Annotated in this window: 22 protein-coding genes; 6 read left to right on the top strand and 16 right to left on the bottom strand. The window is 69.2% G+C overall.

From position 1 onward, the window contains the following. Positions 1-36 precede the first annotated feature (36 nt). Positions 37-1,014 carry a UDP-glucose 4-epimerase GalE gene (gene galE, locus JOD62_RS09090; protein ID WP_204938977.1) on the top strand — a complete coding sequence of 326 codons (978 nt, stop codon included), beginning with the start codon at positions 37-39 and terminating at the stop codon, positions 1,012-1,014. A 63-nt stretch (positions 1,015-1,077) separates the two neighbouring features. After that, on the top strand, positions 1,078-2,589 hold the full coding sequence (locus JOD62_RS09085; protein WP_204938976.1) for a carboxylesterase/lipase family protein: 1,512 nt from the start codon (positions 1,078-1,080) through the stop codon (positions 2,587-2,589). Positions 2,590-2,593: 4 nt separating this feature from the next. On the opposite strand, the gene JOD62_RS09080 is transcribed toward JOD62_RS09085, so the two are convergent. Then, positions 2,594-6,043 (bottom strand): bifunctional proline dehydrogenase/L-glutamate gamma-semialdehyde dehydrogenase, encoded by a 3,450-nt coding sequence (locus tag JOD62_RS09080; protein ID WP_204938975.1) that lies wholly within the window; start codon positions 6,041-6,043, stop codon positions 2,594-2,596. Positions 6,044-6,171: 128 nt separating this feature from the next. On the opposite strand from JOD62_RS09080, the gene JOD62_RS09075 reads away from it, so the two are divergent. Beyond that, on the top strand, positions 6,172-7,071 hold the full coding sequence (locus tag JOD62_RS09075) for a LysR family transcriptional regulator (protein ID WP_204938974.1): 900 nt from the start codon (positions 6,172-6,174) through the stop codon (positions 7,069-7,071). Between the two features lie 29 nt (positions 7,072-7,100). On the opposite strand, the gene aztD is transcribed toward JOD62_RS09075, so the two are convergent. Genes aztD through aztB form a run of 4 tightly spaced genes read right to left on the bottom strand, consistent with a single transcriptional unit; the run spans position 7,101 to position 11,280 of the window. Then, entirely contained in the window at positions 7,101-8,297 is a 1,197-nt protein-coding gene (aztD, locus tag JOD62_RS09070) for a zinc metallochaperone AztD (protein WP_239526615.1), read from the bottom strand. Positions 8,298-8,330: 33 nt separating this feature from the next. Continuing rightward, positions 8,331-9,254 (bottom strand): metal ABC transporter substrate-binding protein, encoded by a 924-nt coding sequence (locus JOD62_RS09065; protein ID WP_204938973.1) that lies wholly within the window; start codon positions 9,252-9,254, stop codon positions 8,331-8,333. After that, positions 9,251-10,453: a hypothetical protein gene (locus JOD62_RS09060; RefSeq protein ID WP_204938972.1), complete on the bottom strand. Its 1,203-nt coding sequence runs from the start codon at positions 10,451-10,453 to the stop codon at positions 9,251-9,253. Before JOD62_RS09060 ends, JOD62_RS09065 begins: the two co-directional genes overlap by 4 nt. Further along, a complete protein-coding gene (gene aztB, locus JOD62_RS09055; protein ID WP_204938971.1) occupies positions 10,450-11,280 on the bottom strand; it encodes a zinc ABC transporter permease AztB in 831 nt (276 codons plus the stop codon). Before aztB ends, JOD62_RS09060 begins: the two co-directional genes overlap by 4 nt. A 54-nt stretch (positions 11,281-11,334) precedes the next feature. On the opposite strand from aztB, the gene aztA reads away from it, so the two are divergent. Beyond that, complete coding sequence (aztA, locus tag JOD62_RS09050; RefSeq protein ID WP_204938970.1) at positions 11,335-11,988, top strand: zinc ABC transporter ATP-binding protein AztA; 654 nt, start codon at positions 11,335-11,337, stop codon at positions 11,986-11,988. Between the two features lie 77 nt (positions 11,989-12,065). Here the strand turns inward: aztA and JOD62_RS09045 are convergent, their stop codons facing one another. The 5 genes from JOD62_RS09045 to JOD62_RS09025 all read right to left on the bottom strand — a co-directional run bounded on the left by JOD62_RS09045 (position 12,066) and on the right by JOD62_RS09025 (position 16,774). Continuing rightward, entirely contained in the window at positions 12,066-12,944 is an 879-nt protein-coding gene (locus tag JOD62_RS09045) for a M48 family metallopeptidase (RefSeq protein ID WP_271171493.1), read from the bottom strand. 84 nt (positions 12,945-13,028) lie between these two features. Beyond that, a complete protein-coding gene (locus JOD62_RS09040) occupies positions 13,029-14,018 on the bottom strand; it encodes a DNA-methyltransferase (RefSeq protein ID WP_204938969.1) in 990 nt (329 codons plus the stop codon). Next, a complete protein-coding gene (locus JOD62_RS09035; protein ID WP_204938968.1) occupies positions 14,015-15,064 on the bottom strand; it encodes a lipoate--protein ligase family protein in 1,050 nt (349 codons plus the stop codon). Before JOD62_RS09035 ends, JOD62_RS09040 begins: the two co-directional genes overlap by 4 nt. Before the next feature lie 28 nt (positions 15,065-15,092). Further along, entirely contained in the window at positions 15,093-15,953 is an 861-nt protein-coding gene (locus JOD62_RS09030; protein ID WP_204938967.1) for an alpha/beta fold hydrolase, read from the bottom strand. A gap of 83 nt (positions 15,954-16,036) precedes the next feature. Continuing rightward, a complete protein-coding gene (locus JOD62_RS09025; RefSeq protein WP_204938966.1) occupies positions 16,037-16,774 on the bottom strand; it encodes a copper homeostasis protein CutC in 738 nt (245 codons plus the stop codon). Between the two features lie 120 nt (positions 16,775-16,894). On the opposite strand from JOD62_RS09025, the gene JOD62_RS09020 reads away from it, so the two are divergent. Together JOD62_RS09020 and JOD62_RS09015 are read left to right on the top strand one after the other, a co-directional pair. Next, on the top strand, positions 16,895-17,338 hold the full coding sequence (locus JOD62_RS09020) for a MarR family winged helix-turn-helix transcriptional regulator (protein ID WP_204938965.1): 444 nt from the start codon (positions 16,895-16,897) through the stop codon (positions 17,336-17,338). Continuing rightward, the gene (locus tag JOD62_RS09015; RefSeq protein ID WP_204938964.1) at positions 17,335-18,675 is read left to right on the top strand and encodes an MFS transporter; all 1,341 of its coding nucleotides are present in this window, start codon (positions 17,335-17,337) and stop codon (positions 18,673-18,675) included. The genes JOD62_RS09020 and JOD62_RS09015 overlap by 4 nt, the downstream gene beginning before the upstream one ends. A 186-nt stretch (positions 18,676-18,861) precedes the next feature. On the opposite strand, the gene rocD is transcribed toward JOD62_RS09015, so the two are convergent. The 6 genes from rocD to JOD62_RS08985 all read right to left on the bottom strand — a co-directional run bounded on the left by rocD (position 18,862) and on the right by JOD62_RS08985 (position 26,698). After that, the gene (gene rocD / locus JOD62_RS09010) at positions 18,862-20,058 is read right to left on the bottom strand and encodes an ornithine--oxo-acid transaminase (RefSeq protein WP_204938963.1); all 1,197 of its coding nucleotides are present in this window, start codon (positions 20,056-20,058) and stop codon (positions 18,862-18,864) included. Beyond that, positions 20,058-20,933: a dimethylargininase gene (ddaH, locus tag JOD62_RS09005; RefSeq protein WP_204938962.1), complete on the bottom strand. Its 876-nt coding sequence runs from the start codon at positions 20,931-20,933 to the stop codon at positions 20,058-20,060. The genes rocD and ddaH overlap by 1 nt, the downstream gene beginning before the upstream one ends. 155 nt (positions 20,934-21,088) lie before the next feature. Then, entirely contained in the window at positions 21,089-22,111 is a 1,023-nt protein-coding gene (locus JOD62_RS09000; RefSeq protein ID WP_204938961.1) for an NAD(P)-dependent alcohol dehydrogenase, read from the bottom strand. A gap of 26 nt (positions 22,112-22,137) precedes the next feature. Further along, positions 22,138-22,353: a helix-turn-helix transcriptional regulator gene (locus JOD62_RS08995; protein WP_204938960.1), complete on the bottom strand. Its 216-nt coding sequence runs from the start codon at positions 22,351-22,353 to the stop codon at positions 22,138-22,140. Further along, positions 22,353-22,787: a hypothetical protein gene (locus tag JOD62_RS08990; protein ID WP_204938959.1), complete on the bottom strand. Its 435-nt coding sequence runs from the start codon at positions 22,785-22,787 to the stop codon at positions 22,353-22,355. Before JOD62_RS08990 ends, JOD62_RS08995 begins: the two co-directional genes overlap by 1 nt. 224 nt (positions 22,788-23,011) lie before the next feature. Next, positions 23,012-26,698, bottom strand: coding sequence for a proline dehydrogenase family protein (locus tag JOD62_RS08985; RefSeq protein ID WP_204938958.1), 3,687 nt, complete (start codon positions 26,696-26,698; stop codon positions 23,012-23,014). Positions 26,699-26,700 lie beyond the last annotated feature (2 nt).

Below are 26,700 nucleotides of genomic sequence, written 5' to 3'. Positions count from 1 at the left end.
CCACCGCGAGCCTCGCGGAGGATGTAAGGAGCTCACATGTCTTGGCTGGTCACCGGCGGCGCCGGATACATCGGAGCACACGTCGTGCGCGCGCTCGCGGAAGCCGGAATGACCCCCGTCGTGATCGACGACCTGTCGTCGGGGCACGCATCCTTCGTCCCCGGCGACGTCGCGCTCGTCGACGGCAGCATCCTCGATCGGGAGCTCGTCGAGCACACCCTGCGCACCCACGGCGTCGAGGGCGTGATCCACGTCGCCGGGTTCAAGTACGCGGGCGTCTCGGTGCAGCGGCCTCTGCACACCTACGAGCAGAACGTCGAAGGCACGCGCGTGATCCTTGAGGCGATGGAGGCCGCGGGCGTCAGCAACATCGTCTTCTCCTCCAGCGCCGCTGTCTTCGGGACTCCCGATGTCGACCTCGTCGTCGAAGACACCGCGAAGCGCCCGGCGAGCCCGTACGGCGAGTCGAAGCTCATCGGCGAATGGCTGCTGCGCGATCAGGGCGTCGCCACCGAGGCATCCGATCGCCCGCTGCGTCACACCTCGCTGCGCTACTTCAACGTCGTCGGCTCGTCCGACCCGACGGTCTACGACTCCAGCCCGCACAACCTGTTCCCGCTCGTGTTCTCGGCGCTTCTCGAGGGTCGCACGCCCCGGATCTTCGGCGACGACTACGACACCCCGGATGGCACGAACGTGCGCGACTATGTGCACGTCGGCGACATCGCCCACGCCCACGTCGTCGCCGCGAAACGCCTCTCCCTCGGAGAGCCGATCGAGCCCGCCTACAACCTCGGTTCAGGTGACGGGCTCTCGGTGAAGCAGATCATGGACGCGATGGCACGCGTCACCGGAATCGAGTTCGTCCCCGAGATGCATCAGCGTCGCCCGGGCGACCCCGACCGCATCGTGGCATCCGGCGAGCTCGCCGCCCGCGACCTCGAATGGACCATGCGGCACACCGTCGACGAGATGGTGGCATCCGGCTGGACGGCGCACCGCAACGCGGGCTGATCTCACCTGCATGTCGGGCGGCCGATACGCTGACGGAAACGCCCGACGCCGCGAAAGGTGACGATGACTGTCGCGAACCCCGATACCGCCCCCGTCGTCGAGACCGCTGCCGGGCCCGTGCGGGGCACGTGGCGAGGCACCCCCGGCAGCGCCGGGGCATCCGCGGCCTTTCTCGGCATCCCGTTCGCGCAGGCTCCTGTCGGCGCCCTGCGATTCGCCGCGCCCGTCCCGCCCGCACCCTGGTCGGAGGTTAGGGATGCCACCGCCTACGGCGCCACGCCGCAGCGGGGCGACATGGGCAAGACGCTCATCCCTGAGCCGAGCATCCCCGGCGACAGCACTCTCAACGTCAATGTCTTCTCACCCGATCCGACGCCGGGCGCGGCGCTGCCGGTGCTCGTCTGGATCCACGGCGGCGGCTTCATCGCGGGCTCACCGTCAAGCCCCTGGTACGACGGTCGCACGTTCAACCGCGATGGCGTGGTGCTGGTCGCGGTATCGTACCGTCTCGGCTTCGACGGCTTCGGCGAGATCGACGGCGCTCCCTCGAACCGGGCCGTCCTCGACTGGATCGCCGCCCTTGAGTGGGTGCAGCAGAATGTGGCGGCCTTCGGCGGCGACCCCGCCCGGGTGACGATCGGCGGCCAGTCAGCTGGCGGCGGTGCCGTGCTCACACTGCTCGGAATGGAGCGCGCGCAGCACCTCTTTCACGGGGCGCTTGCGATCTCGTCCGCGCTCGGTGACGTGCCGCTCGATCTCGCGCAGCAGCGCACTCAACTGCTCGCCGAGCTCGCGGGCGTCGACGCGCATGTCGACGGCATCCGTTCCCTGACCGAAGAGCGCGTGCACGAGTTGCAGGGCAAGGCCGGTTCTCTCGGCGCGCACGGCCCGGCGGGCGCGCTCACCCAGCTGACGCAGGGGCTGCCCTGGGGGCCGACGATCGACGGCGAACTGCTCCCGCAGCGCACGATCGAGGCGTTGCGGGCGGGCATCGGCGCCGACAAGCCGCTCCTGCTCGGCGCCGCCGACGACGAGTTCGCTCTGCCGGCAGGGCCCATCCGTCAGAAGCTGCGCTGGGTCCCCCCGCGCCTCGCGCTCGGTCAGCTGCAGAAGGATCGCGCCCGTCGCCGCGCCTACGTGCACGCCAACCGCGCCCTCGTTCACGCAGGAACCCCTGCGCTGCTGGGCCGCTATGTCACCGACTACGTATTCCGCTCGCTGGTCGCGCGGGCTGCCGAAGCGCGGAAGGACGCCCCTACCTGGGCCTATCGTTTCGCCTGGGCGTCTCCCGTGACGGGCCATGCCAGCCACTGCCTCGATGTGCCGTTCTGGTTCGACTGCCTGGACGACGCGTTCGTCGCCGATCAGACCGGCGACAATCCGCCGCAGGCTCTCGCCACCGCGATGCACGCGGCGGCCGTGCGCTTCATCACCGATGGCGAGCCCGGGTGGGCGCGCTGGCGCTCCGACCCCGGCTGCACCCGCGACTTCGGGGTCGGCCCCGCCGAGACATCCGACTACTCTGCCGAGCAGTTCAGTGTGGATGCCTACGACGGGGCGCTTCCCCTCATCTAGCGGTTCAGCGCGCGGGCTGCAGCACCGGGATCTCGTAGCGGTGCGGCGTTCCGAAGCGGTGCGCCGTGATCGACACCGCCTGCTCGCGCAGGAAGGTCAGCATCTCGATGCGGCCTGCGGCGACGACCGGCGCCGCATAGATCGCAAGGCTCGGCGAGCCGTTGACGGCCTCGGCGGTCGCGGCGGCGGACGTGCCGATCAGACGCACACGGCCGCCCTGCGCGGCGAGTTCGCGAGCGCGGATGGCCCAGGCCGCCGCGTCCTCGACGACGGCGGTTGCACCGGTGGATGCGACCCACGCGCGCAGCGTGGTCGGCAGTGCATCGACGGTGCTCACGGTAAGCGCCGCTCCGGCCCTCGCACCCGCGGCGACGACGCGCACGAGGTCGGCGATGCGATCGCCCTCGAAGCGCACGGTCACAGGCACAGCCTGGTAGCGCAGCGCATTGTGCTCGGAGACGAGTCCCGTCGCATCGCGCACGACGCCGAACTCGGTGTTCCAGGCATCGATGTCGGTCGCGAGCGCGGCACCAAGCCACTCATCGTCGCCACCCGCGACGGCGGCCGCGCGGGCGAGAGCGTCGAGCGGCGTGGTGGTCTGCACCGCAGCATCCGCCCAGTTCGACAGACCGACCAGGTAGCTCGGGCCACCTGCCTTGGTCCCGGCACCGACAGCGGCCTTCTTCCAGCCACCGAAGGGCTGGCGCTGCACGATCGCGCCCGTGGTGCCGCGGTTGACGTAGACGTTCCCGGCCTGGATCGCGGCGAGCCAGGTCTGGATCTCATCCTCGTCGAGCGAGTGCAAGCCGGAGGTGAGGCCGTAGTCGATCGCGTTGACGATGTCGATCGCCTCATCGAGGGACCCGGCGGTCATGATGCCGAGCACCGGACCGAAGTACTCGGTCAGGTGGAACTCCGAGCCCGCGGCGACGCCCTGGCGGATGCCGGGACGCCAGAGCTGACCGGCGTCATCGAGCTTCTCCGGCTCGAGCAGCCACGATTCCCCCGCGTGCACCGTCGTGAGGGCGCTCAGCAGTTTGCCCTCGGCGGGAGCGATGATCGGACCGATGCGGGTCGAGCCGTCCCACGGCATGCCGACGGGATACGCCTTCACCGCGTCGACGAGCTGCCGGCGGAAGCGCTCCGAGCGGGCAGCCGAGCCGACGAGCACGACAAGCGATGCGGCCGAGCACTTCTGCCCCGCGTGGCCGAAGGCCGAGTAGGCGACATCCTTCGCGGCGAGGTCGAGGTCGGCGCTCGGGGTGACGATGATGGCGTTCTTGCCGCTCGTCTCCGCGAGCAGCGGAAGGTCGGCACGGAATCCGCGGAACAGCTCCGCGGTCTCGTAACCACCCGTGAGGATCACGCGCTCGACCGCCGGGTCGCTCACGAGCTGCGTGCCGAGCTCGCGCCCGTCGAGCTGCACGTACTGCAGCACGTCGCGGGGAACGCCGGCCTCCCACAGCGCCTCGACCATGACCGCGCCGGAGCGGCGGGCCTGGCGGGCGGGCTTGATGACGACGGGCGACCCGGTCGCGAGCGCCGAGAGCACGGAGCCCGCGGGGATCGCGACGGGGAAGTTCCACGGCGGCGTGACGACCGTCAGGCCCACGGCGTGCATGGTGGCGCCGTCGACGGCGGCGAGGTTCTTCGCACTCTCCGCGTAGTAGTGCGCGAAGTCGATCGCCTCGGAGACCTCGGGATCACCCTGCTCGATGACCTTGCCCGCTTCCGAGCCCATCACTTCGAGCAGATCGGCACGGCGCGCTTCGAGCACGTCGCCAGCGCGGTGCAGGATCGCCGCACGTCCCTCGGCACCCAGCGCACGCCAGCTCTCACCCGCGGCGACCGCGGCCGCGATGATCTGGTCGACCTCGGCGGACGTCGAGAGCGTGTGCTGCGCAACGGTGTCGTCGCCGAGCGTCGATCCCTGCATGCGGGCGCGGATGCCGTCGGCCCACTCACGGTTCGCGCGCAGCGACGGGTCGGTGTCAGGGGTGTTCTCGAAGGCGTCGGTCGGTGCGGGCGCAGCCGGGAGCGCACGGTTCTGGACGCGGTTCGGGCCGGGCACCTCCGCCGGCACGGTGGCGATCGAGTCGAGGAAACGCTGCTTCTCACGGTCGAACAGTGCGGGGTTCTCGTCCAGGTCGAACACCGCCGACATGAAGTTCTCCTGGCTCGCGCCCTCTTCGAGGCGGCGGATCAGGTACGCGATGGCGACGTCGAACTCCTGCGGGCGGACGACGGGCGTGTAGAGCAGAAGCGAGCCGACGGTGCGGCGCACGACCTGCGCCTGCGCCGAGGCCATTCCGAGCAGCATCTCGAACTCGATGCCCGCTGTCACCCCGCGACGCTCGCTCAGCAGCCACGCGAGCGCGATGTCGAAGAGGTTGTGACCGGCGACGCCGATGCGCACGTTGCCGATGTGCTCGGGGCGCAGCGAGTAGTCGAGCACGGCCTTGTACGAGGCATCCGACTGCTGCTTGGTCGACCAGGTCGCGAGCTCCCAGCCGTGCACCTCGGCGTCGACCGTCTCCATCGGCAGGTTCGCGCCCTTGACGACGCGCACCTTGATCGGCGCGCCACCAGAGGCGGTGCGGGCAGCGGCCCACTCCTGCAGGCGCATCATGGCGGCGAGCGCGTCGGGCAGGTAGGCCTGCAGGACGATGCCGGCTTCGAGGTCGCGGAACTCGGCGCGATCGAGGATGCCTGTGAACACCGCGATCGTCAGGTCGAGGTCCTTGTACTCCTCCATGTCGAGGTTGATGAACTTGCGCCCGGATGCGGTCCCGTTCGCGGCGATGCGGTACAGCGGCAGCAGCGCGTCGACGGCGTGTGCGACGGCCTCGTCGAAGGCCCAGGGGCTGTGCGGAGCGACGGTCGAGGAGACCTTGATCGAGACGTAGTCCACATCGTCGCGTTCGAGAAGGCGGCGGGTGCCATCAAGGCGTCGAGCTGCCTCTTCCTGGCCCAGGATCGCCTCGCCGAGGAGGTTGATGTTCAGTCGCACGTCTTCCGAGCGGATGCGCCGGATCGCCGCGCCCAGTTGCGCGTCGCGGGCGTCGACGATGAGGTGGCGCACCATGCTGCGGAGCACCCGGCGGCTGATGGGCACGACGATGCCGGGGAACGCGGGGGCGAGTGCACCGCCGAGGGCGATCGCTCCGCGCAGCGGGGCCGGCAGGAATTTCGGAGTGAGCGGGACGAGATCCTTGAGTGCGCGCGCCGCGACCCGGGTGTCCTCCGGACGCACCACGCCGTCGACGAAGCCGACCGTGAAGTCGAGGCCGTTCGGGTCGCGCAGCACTCCGGCGAGGCGCTCCGCCGCGGCATCCACCGGCACCTTCCGGCTCTCGACGAGCCACTGGCGCACGAGCGCGACGGCGTCGTCGGCGAGGTCGCTGAGATCGGTGGAGGGTGTCGCGCTCGTGTGCGCGCCAGGAGAAGCAGTCATCGGTGCTCGGCTTTCGTGAAGGCTGCCGGGCGGGCAGCGCTCCTCTCAGTGTGGAGGGCGCGACTATCCGAGAAAAGCGCACATTTACAATGGATACCGTTCACTATCTCCGATGAATTGAGACACAGATGTTCGAGCTGCGCCGCCTGCGTCTGCTGCACGAGTTCGCCCTGCGCGGCACGATCGCCGAGGTCGCCGCGAATCTCTCCTACAGTCCATCCACGGTGTCTCAGCAGCTCGCCCAGCTCGAACGTGAGGCGGGGGTCGCGCTCCTCGAACCCGACGGGCGCCGCATCCGCCTCACCGCGCACGGACGCCTCCTGGCGGAGCACGCTGCCCGAGCTCTCGAACTCGACGAAGCCGCACGCGAGGCGCTCGCGTCCACCGACAGCAGCCTCGACCCCGTCCGCATCAGCGCGATGCAGACCGCCGCCGAAGCGATCATCCCTCCGGCGCTCACGCTGCTCGCCGAACGCGCACCGGCACTGCGCGTGGAGCTGACCGAGGCGCCACCCGAGGAGGGCCTCTTCGAGTTGTCGGCGCGTCGGTTCGACCTCGTGATCGCCGAGCAGTACCCCGGCTACACGCGGGAACGGCACGAGGGTGTCGAGCACACGCTGCTCGGCCACGACCCGATCCGCCTCGTGCTCCCGCCCGGCGAGAACGAGACCCGACTCTCGGAGATGCGCGACCGGATCTGGGTCATGGAGCCACACGGAACCGCCTCCCGGCACTGGGCCGTGCAGCAGTGCCGGGCCGCCGGATTCGAACCCGAGGTGCGATTCGAGGCCGCGGACCTCGCCGCGCATGTGCGTCTGATCGCCGCCGGGCACGCCGTGGGCGTCCTGCCCGACCTCGTCTGGACCGCACAGCAACCGCCGGTCACTCTCGCGCTGCTTCCGGGAGAACCCGTGCGCGAGGTCTTCACGGCGATGCGCAGCGCATCCCGCGACAGCGCGAGCATCCGCACCGCGCGCGAGGCGCTCGCGGATGCCTTCGCCGCGCACACGGCGGCACCCGGTCTTTGAGACCGGGTGCCGCCAGGATTCTGAGATGGTCAGCCGACGACGGCGATCTCGTTCGGGGCGTGCGGCAGCTCGCCCTCGGCGAGACGCTCTCCGGTGGCCGCGTCAAGCGCGACGATCTTCTGCGCCGCGGCATCTGTCACGTAGACCACATCGCCTGCGACGGCGATCGCGGGATGCGGCTGCTGCCACTCGCTCGGGCTCTTCCAGGACTCGATCGCGGCATGCGACGCCGTGACCTCACCCGTCGCCGGGTCGATCACGTGCAGCTTTCCGTCCGAGCCGATCATCAGAGCGTCACCCGAGGGACCGCGCACGACACCCCGCCAGGTGTAGCTCACTCCCTCCGGCAGAGCCACGGTGCGCAGTGACTTGGCCTCGGTGTCGACGAGGGCGATGTTCGTCAGCAGGTAACCCTCGGCATCCGGGTCGTTCTTGTAGTCCATGACCACGAGCGGGCTGCTGTCGCTCGTGTACGCGTTGCCGATGCGGCCGTAGGCGTCCGGAGAGGTGAGCTTCGTGATCTCGCCGTCGACGTACAGGAGCGCGCCGTTCTCACAGCCGAAGACGAGCGCCTCGTTCGCGGCCGCTCCCTCACCGTGCACCGAGGGGCAGTCGGCGTTGGCGGCGATCTCATGACCATGGTCGTCGATGGCGCGGATGCCGGTGCGGGTCTTCTCGTCTCCGACGGTGGTCACGAGTGTGCCGTCCTCGAGCACGACCGAGACGCCGTGATGCGCGGTGACACCGGGAATGGTCTCGGCGTCAGGCAGTGCACCGTCCATGTCGGCGAGTGCCGCCGTCTCGAAGATCGTCGTGTCGCTCGTGGCATCGTCGTAGAGCACCGTGCGACCGGCGTGCCGGACGACATGGCCTGCGGCCGCCGCCGGGACCACGAGATCGGTGAGCTCCGCGGCCCGCATGTCGAGGAACTGGAAGCCCTCCGACGTCGTGACCACGACGTGGCGGTCGTCGCCCGCGGCGTTGACTCGGACGAATTCCTCGGAGGGGAGGTCGTCGATCACCTCCAGGGTCGTGCCGTCGACGACGAGCACGCCGCCTTCGTAGGCGACCGCGACGCGGGGGCCGTCGGCCGCGGGAGCGGGCTCATCTGCGGGTGGCGCTGCGGGTGCCGGCGCGGCGCAACCGGCCAGCACCACGCCGGCGAGGGCCGTCACTGCGGCGAGGCCGAGCAGCGCGCGGGTGTTGATTCGTGAGGGATATGTCATCGTCACCTTTCTGGGTGGGTTCGAGAGAGTTCTTCAGCGGCTCAGTCCGGCCGCCAGACGCGCCGTGTTCGTGCGCATCATCGTGAGATAGGTGTCCCCCTCCTCTCCACGCGGTGCCAGTGATTCGGTCAGCAGTTCCACCACGGCCACGTCGCGGTGCGCCTCCTCGGCGAGCACCTGCATGAGGCGGTCGGGCTGCGAGGATTCGGCGAAGATCGTGCGCACACCGGCGGCGTCGATCGCCGTGACGAGTCCCTGAAGATCTGCGGCGCTGGGCGCCGCAAGCGTCGTGCCGCTCGGGATCGCCGCGCCCAGCACGTCGAAGTCGAAGCGACGCGCGAGGTATCCGAACACGTGATGGTTCGTGACGAGCGCCCGCTGTGACGGCGGGATCGCCGCGAAGGCCACGGTCATGTCCTCGTCGAGTGCCGCGAGATCCGCCCGGTAGTCCGCGGCCGCCGCTCGCACACGCTCGGCTCCGCGCGCATCCGCGGCAAGGCCGGCAAGCAGCGGGGTGAGCGCGTCCACGACGCGGATCATCTGGGCCGGGTCGGTCCAGAAGTGCGGGTCGTCACCGGCTCCTTCGGCGTAGGCCAGCACCTCCACGGCCGCTCCCGCCTCGAAGATCGCAACGCCCTCCTCCGCCGCCGCGGTCACGTGCTGGCTGAGCCCCTCTTCGAGGCCCAGACCGTTGGCGACGATGAGGTCGGCGCTGCGCATCTCGGCCGCCTGACGGGCGGACAGCTCGAAGGAATGCGGGTCGGCTCCGGGCGCCATCAGCGTCGTGACGTCGATCTCGGCACCGACCAGTTCGGCGACGACGTCACCCAGGATGTTCGTGGTCACATGCACCTGGGGCCGCTCGCTCTGCGCCGCCGGTGCGCATCCGCTGAGCATGGCGAGCGCGAGTGCTGTCGCCGCAAGGGCCGCGATGGTTCCGGTATGCCGCACGCTCATCGCCCCGTCCCCGCGAGGTGGAGGGGCGGATGCTGGGCGTCGAACGTCCGCGAGATGCGGGCACCGTCTGCCGGGGCGATCTCCCACACGGTGTTCTCCGCGGGGCCGTTGAGGTAGACACGCTGTTGATCGACGACGAAGGAGATGCCGAGGGCGAGTTCCGGGGTCGCGAGCGACGCCGTGACGAGCGGCGTCGTGCGTGCCACGATGGCGCCGTCCTGCAGGATGAGCACGTCGCCTGTGGAGGCCAGCAGGACCATCCGCCCTTCGGTGTCGTCGATCGCCGCCGCGCGCACGATCGGCTCGCCGATGTCGTGCCTCAGCCATTCCCGCGCTCGGGTGTCGAGCATCCACAGCGCGCCATCGTCGGCGAGACCCGCCACACGGGGCCGACCCTTTCGTCCCTCGAAATCGGTCGGCAGAAGTGCATCCGCAGGCGCGGGGATGCGCTCCCACTCGTCGAGGGAGCCGCCGACGCTGAGCAGGGCGGAGTCGGCGCAGCCGATGACCACGCCCACCGTAGTCGTGATGCTTCCTCCCGCCCCTGTGCACGCCTGGGTGGAGTGCGGTTCTCCCCCGGCTGTCACGACCTCGATGACCGATGTGCCGTCGGGAGCAGTCGCGGTCATCGCCGCGCCACTGCTCAGAGGAACGACGGTTCCCTGCACACCGTCCGCCGCTACGCGGAACGTCTCGACGATGCGCGCTTCGCCGAGCGCCTTCTGATCCAGGAGCACGGCCTCATCAGCGAAGCGCAGACCCACCCCGTGGTCGTTCGCGACGACCGTGGCGATGCCTTCGCCGACGATCTCCCCCACGACCCGCGAGGGGGCTTCGTAGTAGTGGAAGTGATCGCCGTGGCTCCACGTCCACACGCCGCTGTCGATCACACTGACCGAGCCGTCACGCACCCCGAACAGGAAACGCCCGTCACCGATGAGCTCGTCCACGGGGTCGATCTCGGCGAGCGTCTCGCTGCTCCCGTCGATCAGGTCGACATGGGTGACCACTCCCGCGCCGTCGACCGTCGCGAGATGCAACGCGGGCTCAGCGAGTTCGCGCGCGCCGTCGAAGTCTCCGTGTGCGCTCTCCGCGGGCGGTGCAGGATCGTCCGGTGGTTGGACGGCGGGTGCGCAGGCGGCAAGCGTGAGCGTCGCTGCCAGCAGGAGTGCGGCGCGCGTGGCGTGGCGGGGGGTCATGAGTTCCTTTCCGGGCGCACGAAGAGCCGGTGCGCGAGGGTCGAGACAGCACCCGAGCAGATCGCGACGAACGCGATCGTCGCGCCGGCGGCGGTGCTGGTGTGCCAGGAGATGAGGAGGCCGAGGGCCACGCTGACCGTGCCGATGACGGCAGCCAGCGCTGCGGTGGTGGGGATGCGACCCGTCCACTGGCCCGCAGCCACGACGGGGCCGAGCAGCATGCCGACCACGAGCAGCGAACCGACCGACTGGTAGGCGGCGACGACGGCAACCGTGACGAGCGCGACCAGCAGCACCTGCGCCGCACGCGGACGCAGACCGAGCAGCTGCGCCTGACGGGGATCGAACGTCAGCGCGACGAACGCACGGTGTCCGAGGCACGCCGCGACGAGCGTGATGATGGCGACCACCGCGAGGGTGAGGATGTCTCCCGTCGTCGTCGCGAGGATGTCGCCGAAGAGGATGGCGGTCGCGTCGGTGGCGAAGGAGCGCGAGGCGGAGACGATGATGACGCCGAGCGCCAGGCTGGCGACGAACAACAGCCCGATGCCCGTGTCGGCCGAGATGCGACCCCGCCGTTGCAGCATGCCGATGCCTGTGGACATGGCCGCGGCACTCACCGCAGCGCCGAGAAGCGGCGGGGCGCCGACGAGCGTCGCGACGGCGATCCCCGGCAGCATGCCGTGCGCCATCGCCTCCCCGAGGAACGCCATGCCGCGCAGCACGACCCACGTGCCGACGACGGCACAGATCACGGCGACGAGCGTGCCGGCGACCAGGGCGCGCTGGACGAAGGCGACGTCGAAGAGCTCGAGAAACGGGGGCATAGTCCGACACCGTAGCACTTATTGAGAATGATTTTCATTTGCAATAATGAACGCATGACGACACCACCGCTCACGACGACGCGCGTGCTCTCTCTGCGAGAGGTGCGCGTCACCCGCGGCGACCACACCGCACTTCGAGACGTGACCGCCACCTTCTACGCCGGGCGCCTCTGCGCCGTCATCGGACCGAACGGGTCAGGAAAATCCACTCTGCTCGACGTCGCCGCAGGTCTGCGCGAGCCGCAGTACGGCAGCGTCGAGCGACAGCGCGGCATCCGCATCGCCCTGCTCGCGCAGTCGACACCGCTGCCTGCGCACCTGCCGCTCACCGTGCGCGACGTCGTCACGATGGGTACATGGGCACGGCTCGGCCCGTGGCGCCGACGCCGCCCGGCCGATCGCCAGATCGTCGAATCCGCCCTGGCCACCGTCGAGCTGACGGCGCAGGCCCGTCGCCCGATCAGCACACTCTCCGGCGGGCAGCGCCAGCGGGCACTGCTCGCGCAGGCACTCGCGCAGCGCGCCGACCTCGTCCTGCTCGATGAGCCCATGGCAGCACTCGACACGCGCTCGCGGCAGATCATCGCCGACACCGTGCACCAGCTCGTCACGAGCGGCACCGCTGTCGTCGCCGCCACACACGATCCCGGCGAGTTCACGGCCGTCGACGACCTCATCGAGCTGAACGAGGGTCGACTCATGCCCTGACCTCCCGCCGAGGAGACACCGCCGAAGACACGACGACGCCCGGCGCACAGGCCGGGCGTCGCGTGGGGAACCGGGGGTCAGAGCATCTTGCCGTGCACGTTCCAGCCCTGAGTCGCCGTCTGCTCGATCGCCGCCATGCGACGGAAGCCGAGAGCGTGGTCGGCGAAGTAGTTCGCGACCTTGAACCAGAATCCGACGCGGTGGGTGCGGATCGAGTCGTAGTACTCCTCGACATCGACGCGCTGGTACATGCGCTTGCCCGCGAAGAGAACAGCCATGCCGCGCGCCCCCTCGGGCTCGTAGTAGCAGCCGACGCGATCCGCCGAGTACTCCTGCGCGCGACTGATGCTCGGCGCCAGGGTCAGCAGCGTGTTCACGGGCCGGAGGATCATGCGCCAGATGCTGATGTGCCGCAGCTTCACGTGACCGAGCTCGTGCGCGAGAACGAAGCGCACCGTGCGGAAGTCGCCCAGTTCATACGCGATGTCGAGCAGGTCGCTGTTGATCTGCACGTACGCCTTGCGCACCTGGCACTTCGCCGCAGCCGCGTTCAGCACACCGTTGCCGTTGACGACGTACAGCTGCGGCAGCGCGTGCAGCTTCTCACCCGTGAAGCCCATCTCGGCGCCGAGGTCGGCGTACAGCTCGTAGAGCTCGGGGAACTGCTTGGGCGTGACCGGGACGGCATCGCCCATCGTGCTCCAGAACATGTAGCGGATGAGGAAGAAGGCAAGCACCGGGATGAGCATCGCCGAGAGCGCGGCCCCCGCCCACTCCGGCAGCTCGTCGACACCGCGGGTCACGAAGGTGAGCGCCCCGACGAAGGCGACGATCGTCGTCAGCCCGCCGACGATCAGCATCGGAACCTCCGCTCGGTGACGGAAGTGCGCATTCGTGGGCGTGGCCGCAGGAGCGACGGGTACCGCTCCGGCGGCGGAAGAGGTGAAAGTGGTCACAGACGATCCTTGTCATGCGCAAGCGGCTCTCCGCGGGATGGGAGAATCACACTCTACGTATAACTATGGATTCAGTGCAAACTTTTACTCTGTCCAAGGTGCGTCGCGTGGGGCGCCGACCACCGCATCCGGGATCCGCTCTCGAATCACCCGGATGGCCTCCGGATTGTCATCGACGAGCACCGCATCGCGACCGAGCGCCGCAGCCACGGCCCCCGTCGTGCCACTGCCCGCAAAGAGATCCAGCACGCGATCGCCGGGGCGACTGGACGCCTGCACGATTCGGCGCAGCACACCCTCCGGCTTCTGCGTGGGGTAGCCCGTCTTCTCGCGGCCCGTCGTCGGAACGATCGTGTGCCACCACACATCCGTCGGCAGCTTGCCGCGCTCCGCCTTCTCCTTCGTGACGAGCCCCGGAGCCATGTACGGCTCGCGCTCGATGTCGTCGACATTGAACACGTGCTCCCCGGGATTCTTCACGTAGACGAGGATCGTGTCGTGCTTCGTGGGCCAGCGTGTGCGGGGCTTCGCACCGTAGTCATAGGCCCAGATCAGCTCGTTGAGGAAGCAGTCCCGCCCGAAGACCGCATCGAGCATGACCTTTGCATAGTGCGCCTCGCGATAGTCCAGGTGCAGGTAGAGCGTGCCATCATCGGCGAGCAGGCGCCACGCCTCTTCCAGACGCGGCATGAGGAAGGCGCCGTAGTCGTCGAAGCGGTCGTCGTAGGCGCGCAGCATCCCCCGGACGCGCTCGTACGCGTGCCCGTGGAAGCCGTGACGAATCTCGCCCGTCGGCTCGTCCTCCGGTTCATAACTCCTCCCATTTGTCGTCGCGGCGGCGGCCGGCTCGCGGGATTCCGCGGGCGGCTCGGCAGGCGACGTCGATTCTGAAGGAGTTGTGAACGCGCGACGAGCCGTCACTATCTGCCGCCCCTGAGTCCTGCCGGTGTTGAACGGCGGATCCAGGTACACGAGCGTGAAGGACGACGAGGGAAGACGAGCCGCCACCTCAAGGTTGTCACCCTCGTACAGGGTGACCGCGCCGCGCGCCGGCGCGGAAGAAGCGTCGGTCACGGTACGCGGTGCAGCCACGCGTCCGTCGAGAACTTCGACGCGACGAGGGCCTCCGCCTCTGCGTACTCCTCGTCGGTGACCGTGCCGTCCACGGCGCCGGTCAGCCCACGGAATGTCTCGATGAACCGCTCGATCACCGCCGAGCGCTCCAGTCCGATCTGGGTACGCAGCGGGTCGACGCGCTTCGCAGCGGATGTCGTTCCCTTGTCGCTGAGCTTCTCTCGCCCGATGCGCAGCACTTCGGTCATCTTCTGGCCGTCGATGTCGTACGAAAGCGTCGCGTGGTGCAGCACTCCGCCGTTGGCGAGGCGCTTCTGCGCCGCTCCGCCGATCTTGCCGGTCGGGCTCGCGATGTCGTTCAACGGCTGATACGTGGCATCCACACCGAGCGAGCGCAGCGCCTGCAGCACCCAGTCATCGAGGAACGCGTAGGAGTCCGCGAACGTCATCCCCTGCACGAGCGCCGCGGGCACGTAGAGCGAATAGGTGATGATCTGGCCGGCCGCCATGAACATCGCGCCGCCGCCCGAGATGCGCCGCACGACGTCGAAGCCGTGACGGGCGGCACCCTCCGGATCGACCTCGTTGCGGTACGACTGGAACGAGCCGATCACGACGGCGGACTCATCCCACTCCCAGATGCGCAGCGTGGGGCGGCGGTCGCCCGTGCCGACCCGGGTCGTGAGCACCTCATCGAGAGCGAGGTGCAGGCGAGGCGACACGGCCTTGTCATGCACGATCTCCCACTCGAAGTCGCGCCAGCCGGGCGCGGTGACGAGAGCGCGCCGCACCGCGGTGCCGACCGCCTCCGGCGAGAACCCGAGCAGCTGCGCCCCCTGCGGCAGTGCCTCGCGCACGGCGGTCGCGATACCGACCGCATCGGTCTCTGCGGGCAGGCCGTTGACGGCGGCATTGATGTCGTCGAGCGCCGTGTCGGGCTCGAGGAAGAAGTCTCCGGCGAGCCGGAAGTTCGCCAGAGCGCCGTCGATCACATCGACGTCGACGACAACGAGCTTTCCGCCAGGAACCTTGTACTCACCGTGCATGCTCCCAGCCTACGGCGCGCGCCTCGTGTCAGGCGCGGGGGAAGTGCTTGTCCAACCAGGCGAGCACGTCGGCGCGCACTTCGTCCTGCTGCAGCTCGTTGAAGATCTCGTGGCGCGCGTCCGGATAGACGAGGGTGGTCACGTCGGTCAGCCCCGAGCGGGTGCGGTAGGCATCGGCGAGCTTGTGCACGCTGCGCGGCCCACCCACCGAATCGTCGCGTCCGACGAGCAGAAGGAGCGGGATGTCGTGGCCGAGGTTCTTCTTAGGACGACCGTAGAGCTTCGCCGCCTCGATCACTCCGAAGAGCTTGAGCAGCGGCACCTCTGTCGTGAGCGGGTCGTTGCGGAACTCCTCCTGCACGGCCGGGTCGCGCGAGAGCCACTCGAGACCGGTGGCATCGTCTCCCGCCCAGCGCGCGTTGAGCGGCGCCGCGTTCAGGTCGCTCGGAGTGAGGTGCGCGGATCCGCTCAGGATGACGGCGTCGTAGGCCTCAGGATGCCGATTCACGAGCTTCTGCGAGAGGAACGAGCCCCACGAGTGGCCGAGCAGAATCAGCGGAAGCCCAGGGTTCTCTGAACGGATGATCTGGGTGAGCTGCCAGACCGCGTCGACCGCGGCGTTCAGGCCACCAGGCCCGAGGCGACCCAGCTTCTCGGGGTCACCGTGCTGGCGCATGCCGGTGCGACCGTGGCCGCGGTGGTCGTCGGCGTAGACCGTGAACCCCGCGCCGGTGAGGGCGGCGATCAGCGCGCCGTAGCGCCCGGCGTGTTCGCCGACGCCGTGCAGCAGCTGCACGACCCCGCGGACGTCGCCCTCGGCGGGGTGCACGTCATAGATGATGGCGATGTCGTGGGCGTCGCGGAACTCGGCAGTGCGGGTTTCGGGCATGGGATGCAGTCTACGGATACCCGGGCGTTCCGTGACGAAGAACTCCGTCAGCCCCTCACCCCCGTCGAGATGCGCGCCGGAGGCTAGAGGCCGAGCGCGGTGCGGACGGCCTGCGCTTCGGCGAGGTCGGTGACCTCGTAGCCGCCGACACCGTCGGAGGCGGATCCCATACGCACGCCGCCCTGCTCCACGACGGTGCGCTTGGCGGAGAAGTGCACGGCGTCGACGCCGGTGCCGGCGATCTCGACGACGTTCGCCGAGGTCACTCCGCTGCCCGCCATGATCTGCACGGCGCCCTCGGCGGCACTCACGAGTGCACGCAGCGTGTCGACGCCATCGATCGCGGCGGATGCTCCGCCCGAAGTCAGGACGCGCGCGAAGCCGAGTTCCCGCACGATCGCGAGCGAGGCGAGCAGATCCGGGGTCACGTCGATGACACGGTGCAGGGTAACGGATGCCTCCCCGGCGGCGTCGCGCAGGCGCTTCAGCGCGTCGGCATCCAGACCTCCCGAGGCATCCTGCGCGCCGATCACGACGCCGTGCGCACCGCGCTCGACAGCGAAGCGGATGTCTCGCTCGATCGTCTCCAGTTCGCCGGCGTCGTACTGGAAGCCGCCCGCACGAGGGCGCACGAGTACGTGGATCTCCGGGCCGCCATCGGCGGAGACCTCGAGCGCGAGGTCGAGTGTCGCGGCGGACGGCGTGAGACCGCCGAGCGCAAGACCCTGGGTGAGCTCGACACGAGCGGCGCCGATCTCCCGCGCGACGCGGACTCCTGCAGCATCCTGCACGGCGACTTCAAGGGCGAGCGAGCGGCTCATGGATCCTCCTGGCTGAGTGGAGCTTCCATTCTGCCGGTTCTCCTGCGTGGCGCCTTCTCGGTGACGGAATCCGACGACACCCAGCATCCGCGGAGAAAATTTAGTTAGACTACCTAAACAATGCCGCATTCGCCTGATCCCTCCCTCGACCTCGCCGCCACCGACCTGCGCCTGGCGACCTTCCGTCTCGCACGGAGGCTGCGCCACGAGCGTGCCCTCGACTCGATGAGCGACGCGCAGTTCGCCGTCCTCGTGATCCTGCGCCAGCACGGCACCCAGACACTCGGCGCACTCGCTGAGCGCGAGCGCGTCACCGCGCCCTCCATGAACCGCACCGTCAACGTCCTCGAAGAGACCGGCTACCTCGTGCGCACACCCGACGAGCAAGACCGTCGCCGCGTGCTGATCGAGATCACCGAGAGCGGCGCCGAGATCGTCGCCGAGACGATCCGACTGCGTGACCACGCACTCGCGGAGGCGCTCGCCGAGCTGCACCTCAGCGAAGAGGAGCTCGAGATCCTGCGCCAAGCAAGCGCCCTGATGCGAAGGGTGGCTGAACGATGAGCGCGATGTTCCGGTCGTTCTCGTCCTTCAACTACCGCGTCTGGTTCATCGGCGCGCTGGTCTCGAACGTCGGACAGTGGATGCAGTCGACCGCGCAGAGCTGGGTCGTGCTGACGCAGCTCACCGACAATGACGCCGCCGCGATGGGCGTCACGATGGCCCTGCAGTTCGCCCCTCCCCTGCTGCTCGTGAGCGTCACCGGCTACGTCGCCGACCGATTCGACCGCCGCAAGCTTCTGCTCATCACGCAGGGACTGCTCATGGCACTCGCGATCGCCCTCGGCGTGCTGCTGCTGACCGACGTCATGACGCTCCCGATGATGTACGCGTTCGCGCTCGGCTTCGGCATCGTCGCCGCGTTCGACAACCCCGCACGGCAGGCGTTCGTCTCCGACCTCGTCACCCGCGAGAACGCCTCCAACGCCGTCGCACTCAACGCCGCGTCGTTCAACGGCGCGCGCATGATCGGCCCTGCGGCCGCCGGCGTGCTGATCGTGGCGTTCGGCAGCGGCTGGGTGTTCCTGATCAACGCGATCACCTTCATCGGCATGGGCATCGCGCTGTTCCTGATCCGCCCGCACGAACTCATCCCGCGCGTCGCCGGCGCAAGCCGCGGTGGTCTCGCCGCAGGCTTCCGCTACGTCTCGAAGCGCCCCGACCTGCTCGTGGTCTTCCTGATCGTGTTCTTGCTGGGCGCGTTCGGGCTCAACTTCCCGATCTACGCCTCCACGATGGCGCTCGAGTTCGGCCACGGCGCCGACGGCTTCGGCCTGCTCTCGTCGATCCTCGCGATCGGCTCACTCTCGGGTGCGCTCATGGCAGCCCGCCGGGATCGTGCACGGCTGCGCGTGGTGATCTTCGCGACCGGCGGATTCGGCGTCGCCTCGCTGATCTCAGCGTTCATGCCGTCGTACTGGCTCTACGCAGGACTGCTGGTGTTCATCGGATTCGCGATCGTCACGACGCTGACGACCGCGAACGGCTACGTGCAGACGACGACGGACCCGGCGCTGCGCGGTCGCGTGCTCGCGCTGTACATGGCGGTCCTCATGGGCGGCACCCCTCTGGGGGCCCCGTTCATCGGCTGGATCGCTGACGCCTTCGGCCCCCGCGTCGCGATCACGGTCGGCGCCGCGGCGGGCATCATCGCCTGCCTGTTCGGACTCATCTGGATGATCGCCTCCGGCCGCCTGCACCGCAGCGAGCGACGCCGCTTCCTGCTCACGATCGATGAGACGCGGTCCCTGACCGTCGTCCCGCCAGTCGAGCCGGCGGAGTTCAGCGACGAGGTCGCCGCGACGACCCCGATCCGCACGGAGAAGAAGCGGCTCGACTGAGTCGTCCGCTCCCCGCGCCCGCGTCCCACTCCCCGCGAGAAACCACTTCCTGCACGACACACACGTCCCCACGTGGTTTCTCGCGCTCGATGTGGTTTCTCGTGCAAGGACGCCGCGCGCAGGGGCGCCAGGCGCACGACACGAAAGAGGCCGGATGCTGCGCAGCATCCGGCCCCTCGTCTGGCGTCAGCCCTCCAGGATGAGCCGGAGCTGCTCAACCGCCCAGTCGAGCTCTGTCGCCCGGATGACGATGGGCGGCGCGATGCGCACGGTCTGACCGTGCGTGTCCTTCACGAGCACGCCGCGCTCGCGGAGGCGCTCGGCGATCTCGCGGCCCGTCCCGTAGGCGGGATCGATGTCGACGCCCGCCCAGAGGCCGGCACTGCGGACGGCGGTCACACCGTGTCCGATCAGCGCCTCGAGAGACTCCCGCAGGTGAGTGCCCAGCCGCAGGGCCCGCTTCTGGAACTCCCCGGTCTCCAGCATCTCGACGACCTTATGGCCGACGGCGGCAGAGAGCGGGTTGCCCCCGAAGGTCGAACCGTGCTCACCGGGGCGGATGACCCCAAGCACGTCGCGATCGCCGACGACGGCCGATACCGCGAGGATGCCACCGCCCAGCGCCTTGCCCAGCAGGTACAGGTCGGGTACGACGCCCTCCCGGTCGCAGGCGAAGGTCGTGCCGACGCGACCGAGTCCGGATTGGATCTCGTCCGCGACGAACAGCACGTTGTTCGCGGTGCAGATCTCGCGGATGCGACGCAGGTAACCTTCGGGCGGAATGATGACGCCGCCCTCTCCCTGGATGGGCTCGATCAGAACGGCCACGGTGTCCGGAGTGATCGCCGCAGCGACGGCATCCGCATCCCCATACGGAACCACGTCGAAACCGGGCGTGAACGGGCCGAAGCCGTCACGCGCCGTCTCGTCGTCGCTGAAGCCGACGATCGTCGTCGTGCGTCCGTGGAAGTTGCCGGCGGCGACGATGACCCGCGCCTGTCCCGCTGTGACGCCCTTGACCCGGTAGCCCCAGGCGCGAGCGACCTTGATGCCGGTCTCGACGGCTTCGGCGCCCGTGTTCATGGGCAGCACGAGCTCTTTGCCGCACAGGCGCGCGAGGGCCGCGGCGAACGGCTCGAGCTGGTCGTTCATGAACGCCCGGCTCGTGAGCGTCACGCGTCCCAGCTGCTTCTCGAGCGCGGCCACGATGTCGGGATGACGGTGACCGAAGTTGACGGCCGAGTATGCCGCGAGCAGATCGAGGTAACGCTTGCCGTCGACATCGGTGACCCACGCCCCCTCGCCATGGGAGATGACGACGGGCAGCGGGTGATAGTTCTCAGCGACGTGCGGCTCGACGCTCACGCCCGCGACGGCGCTCATCAGGCACCGCGCAGTTCGAGCGTGCAGCACTTGATGCCGCCGCCGCCGAGCAGCAGCTCGGAGAGATCGACCGTGATGGGGTTGTATCCGCGCTCGCGCAGCTGCTTCTCGAAGCCCTTGGCACGCGGCGAGATGATGACGTTGTAGCCGTCGCTGGCCGAGTTGAGACCGAACACCGCGCCGTCCTCGTCCGCGACGAGGATCGCGTCGGGGAAGCGCTCTTCGAGAATCGCGCGGCTCGCGTCGTCGAACGCACCAGGCAGGTACGCGATGTTGGCACGCTCGGGGCCGCCGTTCTCGACGCCCTGCACCGGGTCGAGCACCGCGATGGCCGTGTCGAGGTGGTAGAAACGCGGATCGACGAGGTTCAACGAGACGACCTCGCGGCCGAAGACCTCGCCGACCTCGCGGTGGCTGTCGCCCGTCGAGCGGAAGCCGGTGCCGGCGAGGATCACGTCGCCGACGAGGAGGAAGTCTCCCTCGCCCTCGTTGACCTCTTCGGGCATGACCGTGTCGTAGCCGTTGGCGCGGAACCAGTCGGCGAACGCCGGCGCCTCGCCCTGTCGCTCGACGAAGCGGAACTCGGGAACATAGGCGCGACCGCCGATCACGAAGCCGCCGTTGGCCGTGTAGACCATGTCGGGGTAGCCGGCGAGCGGCTCGATCAGCTCGACCTCGTGACCGAGCTCAAGGTACAGGTCGTGCAGCTTCTGCCACTGCGCGACGGCCTTGGCTGTGTCGGTCGGCTTGGCCGGCTCCATCCAGGGGTTGATCGTGTAGCTCACCGTGAAATGCTCGGGCCGGCACATCAGGTACCGGCGGTGGTGCGCGGTCCGCGTCGTGGCCGGAGTGGCGAGAGTTTCGGGCGTCGTCATGGGTCCTCCTCGAGAGGGGCGCGGCGGACGCTGTCCAGGGGCCTGGCGGAAGTTCGACCCGCGCTCCGAAGAACCATGCGGGGAAGATGCGACTCAGGCACGCCAGAAGTATTGTCGCATCCTCGTGCTGTGAGGCACCAGATCCGGCGGGCGATTCATTCAGCGGATGCTGCGCCCCGCACGACGACCTTGCCGACGGCATGTCCGCCTTCGACATGGGCGAGAGCTGCGGATGCCTCCTCGAACGGCCATTCGCGTTCGATCACCGGAGCGATCCGCCCGTCTGCGGCGAGCGCCGCCAGTTGACGCACGATCTCGCGCTTGGCCGTCGCAGCCAGCGGGCGGATGCGTCGCCTCGATCCGATCGACAGGAATGCCGCACGGATCATCCGCGGAACGGGTCCCAGAACGTGACCGCCATCGCCGACGACGAGCACGACCGTCCCGCCCGGGGCCACAAGCCGCTGCAGCGCACGCAACGACACCCCGCCCGCAATGTCGATCACGGCGTCGAAATGGTCGGAGGGGAGGTCGTCGAGCGGTGAGGTGCGGTGATCGAACGTCCGCACCGCACCGAGCCCCTCGACGAGAGGGCGGTTGCGTTCACCGCAGGTGGCCCAGACCTCGGCACCGTGCAGCGCGGCGAGCTGCACGGCGAAGGTGCCCACGCCGCCCGAGGCGCCGAGAATCAGCACCCGTCCGGTCTGTTCGTCGACACCCGCCAGATCCAGCGCCTGCCACGCGGTCCCCCCGGCGATCGGCAGGCACGCCGCGGCCTCCGGGGCGAGCGTCGCCGGCCGCTTCACAAGTCTTTCGGCGGGAGCCACCGCGTAGGGGGCGAGCCCGCCGCCTCCGGGGAGCTCGACGATGACCTCGTCTCCGCGCGTGACCCCCGTGGCGTCCGGGCCCATCGCGACCACGGTGGCTGCGACGTCGATCCCTCGTACCGGTTGCTTTGGCCGCCGCAACCCGAACACGGGCCGAACGAGCAGGGGGTCGCCGAGCAGAATGCGCACGTCCGCGGCGTTCAGCGTGGTAGCGCGCACTTTCAGCAGAACCTCGCCCCGACCGGGCGTCGGCACGGGTATCCGCGCGAGGTGCGTGCCCCCTGCGGACCCGTAGGTTTCACGCTGCCAGGCGGTCATGGTGTGCGGCAGCGCCGCGGTCTTCTGAGTCATGTCACACCTCTCGTTCGGTCGTGCGTTCAGGCGCCGGGGTACTGGAAGATGTCGTCGAGCGGGAGCCGGAAGGCTCGTGCGATCTGGAATGCGAGTTCGAGCGTCGGCGAATACCTGCCCTGCTCGATCGCGATGAGGGTCTGGCGGGTGACGCCGATCTGGCGAGCGAGCTCGGCCTGTGTGAGCCCGGCGGCTTCACGGTGCTCACGGATCACGTTGGTGACGAGCGTGGGCTTGACCATCAGACGAGACCCCGCCGGTAGGCGATGACCCGGGCGATGCCGCCGACGAGCGCAGCCACCGCGAAGCCGAGGAACATCGTGTTGGCGATCCAGAACACGTGCGCGTTGACCGCGCAGAGGACGATCACGCCGAGGCCTGCGATCACGACGAAGGCCTGCTCCACGCGGGAGCCCATGCGGCTGATGTCGCGATCGCGGATGTCTGCCGTGCCGATGCCGTCGCGGTCACGCGCGCCGGCGATGATTCCCCACAGGATGCTGATGACGATAACGGCGACGATGCCGCCGCCGATCGTCCAGAGCATGAGCGGGAACCAGTCGACGTCGGTGAGCGGCCCGTCGCCAGCCTGCTGGAACACGAGCACGATGTAGGTCGTGAGCGTGATGACGCTCACGACGAGCGACGCCCACACGTTGCGTTCTTCGTAGGCCATGACAACCTCCTGCATGTCAAAGTTTCTTTACATGCAGAAAGATATGCCCAACCAGGCGTAGGTGTCAAGAATTATTTACATGCGTGGGTCGCGATTCAGGATGCTGCGCACTGCGCCATCCGGAATCTGTGTCCCCGTGCGGGCGAAACGCGCGCCGCACGACGCGCCGCACGCGACACGCCCCTCCGCGAGCCAGAGCTCCCGCAGGAGCGCACGCGCACGGCTCAGATGACGTCCTCCGACCAGGCATCCGGATGCCCGAAGCGATGTGCCGTGATCGCGATCGACTGCTCCCGCACGAACGGCAGCAGCTCGATACGGCCGGCCGTCGTGACCTCTCCGTCGTACACCGCGAGGTCAGGATCGCCGTCGACGGCCTCCGCGAGCGCCCGGTGGAGTGCTGCGACAGCTGCCGCCCCGCCGATGATGCGAGTGCGCGCCGCGGGCACCGCGACGACGGAATCGCCCGTGGCATCCGCATCGATCCCGACGGCATCGCCGCGACGACGCATCCGCTCGATCCACTCGTCGTCCGTCTCGACCGACACCGGAACTCTCAGCTCCCCGAGCACGCGGCGCACGGCAGCCGGAAGACCGACCGGCGTCGACAGCGTGAAGTCCGAACCCGCCCGGATCGCGGCGATCGTGACACGCAGCAGCTCCCGCCATGGCGCATCGCCCGCAGCCCGCACGGCGACCGGCACGGGGCGATAGCGGAAGAGGTTGCGTTCCACGCCGAGGCGAGAGACGTCACGGACCCTCCCGAACTCCCGATCCCAGGCGACGGCATCGGCGAGCGCCGCACGGCGCAGCCATTCGAAGCCGTCGAAGTCCAGCGACGGCTGCGCGGCCTCGATGAGCGCCGTGATCCGGGTGTCGAGCCCGCGCAGATGCAGTGTGCTCGACGGCGCCCCGCCGCTCGTCGCTTTCCACGAGCCGAGTCCGATCAGATAGTTCGGGCCGCCTGCCTTCGCCCCGGGCCCGACGGCCGAGCGCTTCCATCCGCCGAACGGCTGCCGCTGCACGATCGCCCCGGTGATGCCGCGATTGACGTACAGATTTCCGGCCTCGACGCGGCGCAGCCAGAACCCGAGATCCTCCGGGTCCTGGGTGTGCAACCCTGCGGTCAGCCCGTACGCGACCCCGTTCTGCAACTCGATGGCCTTCGCGAGCGACGGCGCATGCATGATGCCCAGCACCGGCCCGAAGAACTCCTCCTGGTGGAAGCGTGAGCCCGGTTGCACGCCGACGCGGATGCCGGGGCTCCAGAGCTTCCCGTCCTCGCTGAGCGACTGCGGTTTCAGCAGCCACTGCTCATCCGCTTCGAGCGTGTTCAGCGCCCACGCGAGCTTGCCCGTCGGCTTCTCGATCACGGGCCCCATCTCAGCCCGCGGGTCGCTCGGCAGGCCGACGCGGATCGAGCGCGCCGCATCCGACAGCTGTCGCGCGAAGCGCTTCGACCGCCCGACGGGTCCGACCAGGATCGCCAGCGACGCCGCCGAGCACTTCTGCCCGGCGTGCCCGAACGCGCTCTTGACGAGGTCGGCGACCGCGAGATCCACGTCCGCGGAGGGCGTGATGATGATCGCGTTCTTGCCGCTCGTCTCGGCGAGCAGCGGCAGGTCCGGACGCCAGCTGCGGAACAGCGCCGCGGTCTCCCACGAGCCGGTGAGGATCACCCGATCGACGCTCGGGTGCGCGACGAGGTGCTGTCCGAGGTCGCGCGAATCGAGGTCGACGAGTGTCAGCACGTCCCGCGAGATGCCGGCTTCCCAGAGCGCTTCGGCGAGCAGGGCGGCACAGCGCCGCGCCTGGTGCGCCGGCTTCAGCACGACCGCAGATCCTGCGGCGAGCGCGGCGAGCACGCCGCCCGCGGGGATCGCGAGCGGGAAGTTCCAGGGCGGCGTGACCACCGTGAGAGCCGCCGGCACGAACGCGGCACCCGCGATCGTGTCGAGCTCTTTGGCCTTCGCTGCGTAGTAGCGGGCGAAGTCGATCGCCTCGCTAACTTCGACATCGGCCTCTGAGAGAACCTTGCCGGTCTCGGATGCAGCGACCTCGATGAGTTCTGCACGGTGCGCTTCCAGCACCACACCGGCGCGGGAGAGAAGTTCGGCGCGTTCCGCGGCGGGGCGCGCACCCCATTCGGCGCCGGCCGCAGCGGCGCGCACGATCGTCCGCTCCAGGGTCTCCGCGTCCTTGATGCGCGCGGCGCGCACCGTCGCCTCACCGAGTGCGGACTCCGCGATGCGGGCGTGGATTCCCCGCGCCCACTCGCGCGTCGAGGGAAGCGCGGGGTCGCTGTCGGCGGTGTTCAGGAAGCCAGGGGCTCCCTGCGGCAGCGCCAGCGGATCACCGAACGCGGAGACGAGCGGCGAATGCTCTCGCGACGAGTACACGGCGGTCTCGACGTAACCGTCGTCGTCGCGGGCATCCTGTCCGATGCCGAGAACCGCGGCGGTCAGCTCTGCCACATCCGCCTCGGCGTTGTCCAGCGGGCGTGCGAAGGACTCGTGCACCGGCGCGAGACGGTTCTGCGTACGCCGCGGTCCGATCGGCAGGGTCGTGTCGAAGGATCGCTCCAGGGAGGAGACGAAGCGCTCGCATTCGCGGTCGAAGAGCGCAGCATCCGCGTGCAGCCGGAACGCCGAGGAGAGGAAGTTCTCGTCTGAGGCGTTCTCTTCCAGGCGACGCACGAGGTAGCTGATCGCGACATCGAACTCCGCGGGCTTCACGACCGGCACGTACAGCAGAACCCGACCGACCTCGCGGCTGACCGCGCGCACCTGGCCCTCTGCCATGCCCAGCAGCATCTCGAACTCGACGCTGTCGCGCACCCCACGGTCGCCGGCGAGCAGCCACGCATAGGCGACGTCGAACAGGTTGTGCCCGGCGACGCCGATGCGCACGCCCTTCGTCGATTCCGGACGCAGCGCCTCGTTCAGGCACCGCAGATAGTTCGCGTCCGTGTCTGCCTTGCGGTCATAGGGGGCACGCGCCCAGCCGTGCATCGTGGCCTCGACGCGTTCCATCGCGAGGTTCGCGCCCTTGACGAGACGCACCTTGATGCGCGCGCCGCCGTGCTCGACACGATCGACGGCCCAGGCGGTGAGCTCCCGCAGCGCGGGAAGGGCATCGGGCAGGTACGCCTGCAGGACGATCCCCGCTTCGAGATTCTTCAGGCGGGGGTCTTCGAGAATCCGCGTGAACACCGCGATCGTCAGATCGAGGTCGCGGTACTCCTCCATGTCGAGGTTGATGAAGGTGCCATCGCTCGCGGCCGTCAGGTACAGCGGCAGCAGACGAGCGGCGACATCCTCGACGACATCGTCGAACGCCCACATCGACAGGCGGCTGGCGATCGCCGAGACCTTCACCGAGACGTAGTCCACGTCGGCTCGGCGGATGAGCTCGTGGATGCCATCGAGTCGACGCTGCGCCTCCTTCTCGCCGAGCACGGCCTCTCCGAGGAGATTGAGGTTGAGCCGCGAGCCGTTCTCTCGAATCCGCGCGAGAGCCGGCCCCAGCTTCTTCGGGCGGGCATCCACCACGAGGTGGCCCACCATCTCGCGCAGCATCCGCCGGGCGATCGGCACGACCGGCGTCGGCAGAACCGGCGCGACGCCACCTCCCACGCGCACAGCCGCGCGCAGATACCAGGGCAGAAAGCCCGGGGCGAGCGGGGCGACCCTGCTGAGCTGCGTCGCAGCGGCGGCGAGGCTCTCAGGGCGCATGACGCCGTCGATGAAGCCGACCGTGAACGGCAGCCCCTGCGGGTCGTGCAGCACCCCGGCGAGCCGCTCGGCCGCAGGATCCACCTCGGCGACGGATGCTTCCGCGATCCACCGCTGCGTCAGAACGATCGCCTTCTCGGCGCGTTCTCGGGTCTCGTCGGACAGTGGTTGCGGCATCA

Origin of the sequence: Microbacterium keratanolyticum, from assembly GCF_016907255.1 — a bacterium.
In the GTDB taxonomy this organism is placed as follows: domain Bacteria; phylum Actinomycetota; class Actinomycetes; order Actinomycetales; family Microbacteriaceae; genus Microbacterium; species Microbacterium keratanolyticum.
Note: the sequence above shows the minus strand (reverse complement) of the source record. Positions and strands in the feature narration are given on the sequence as shown.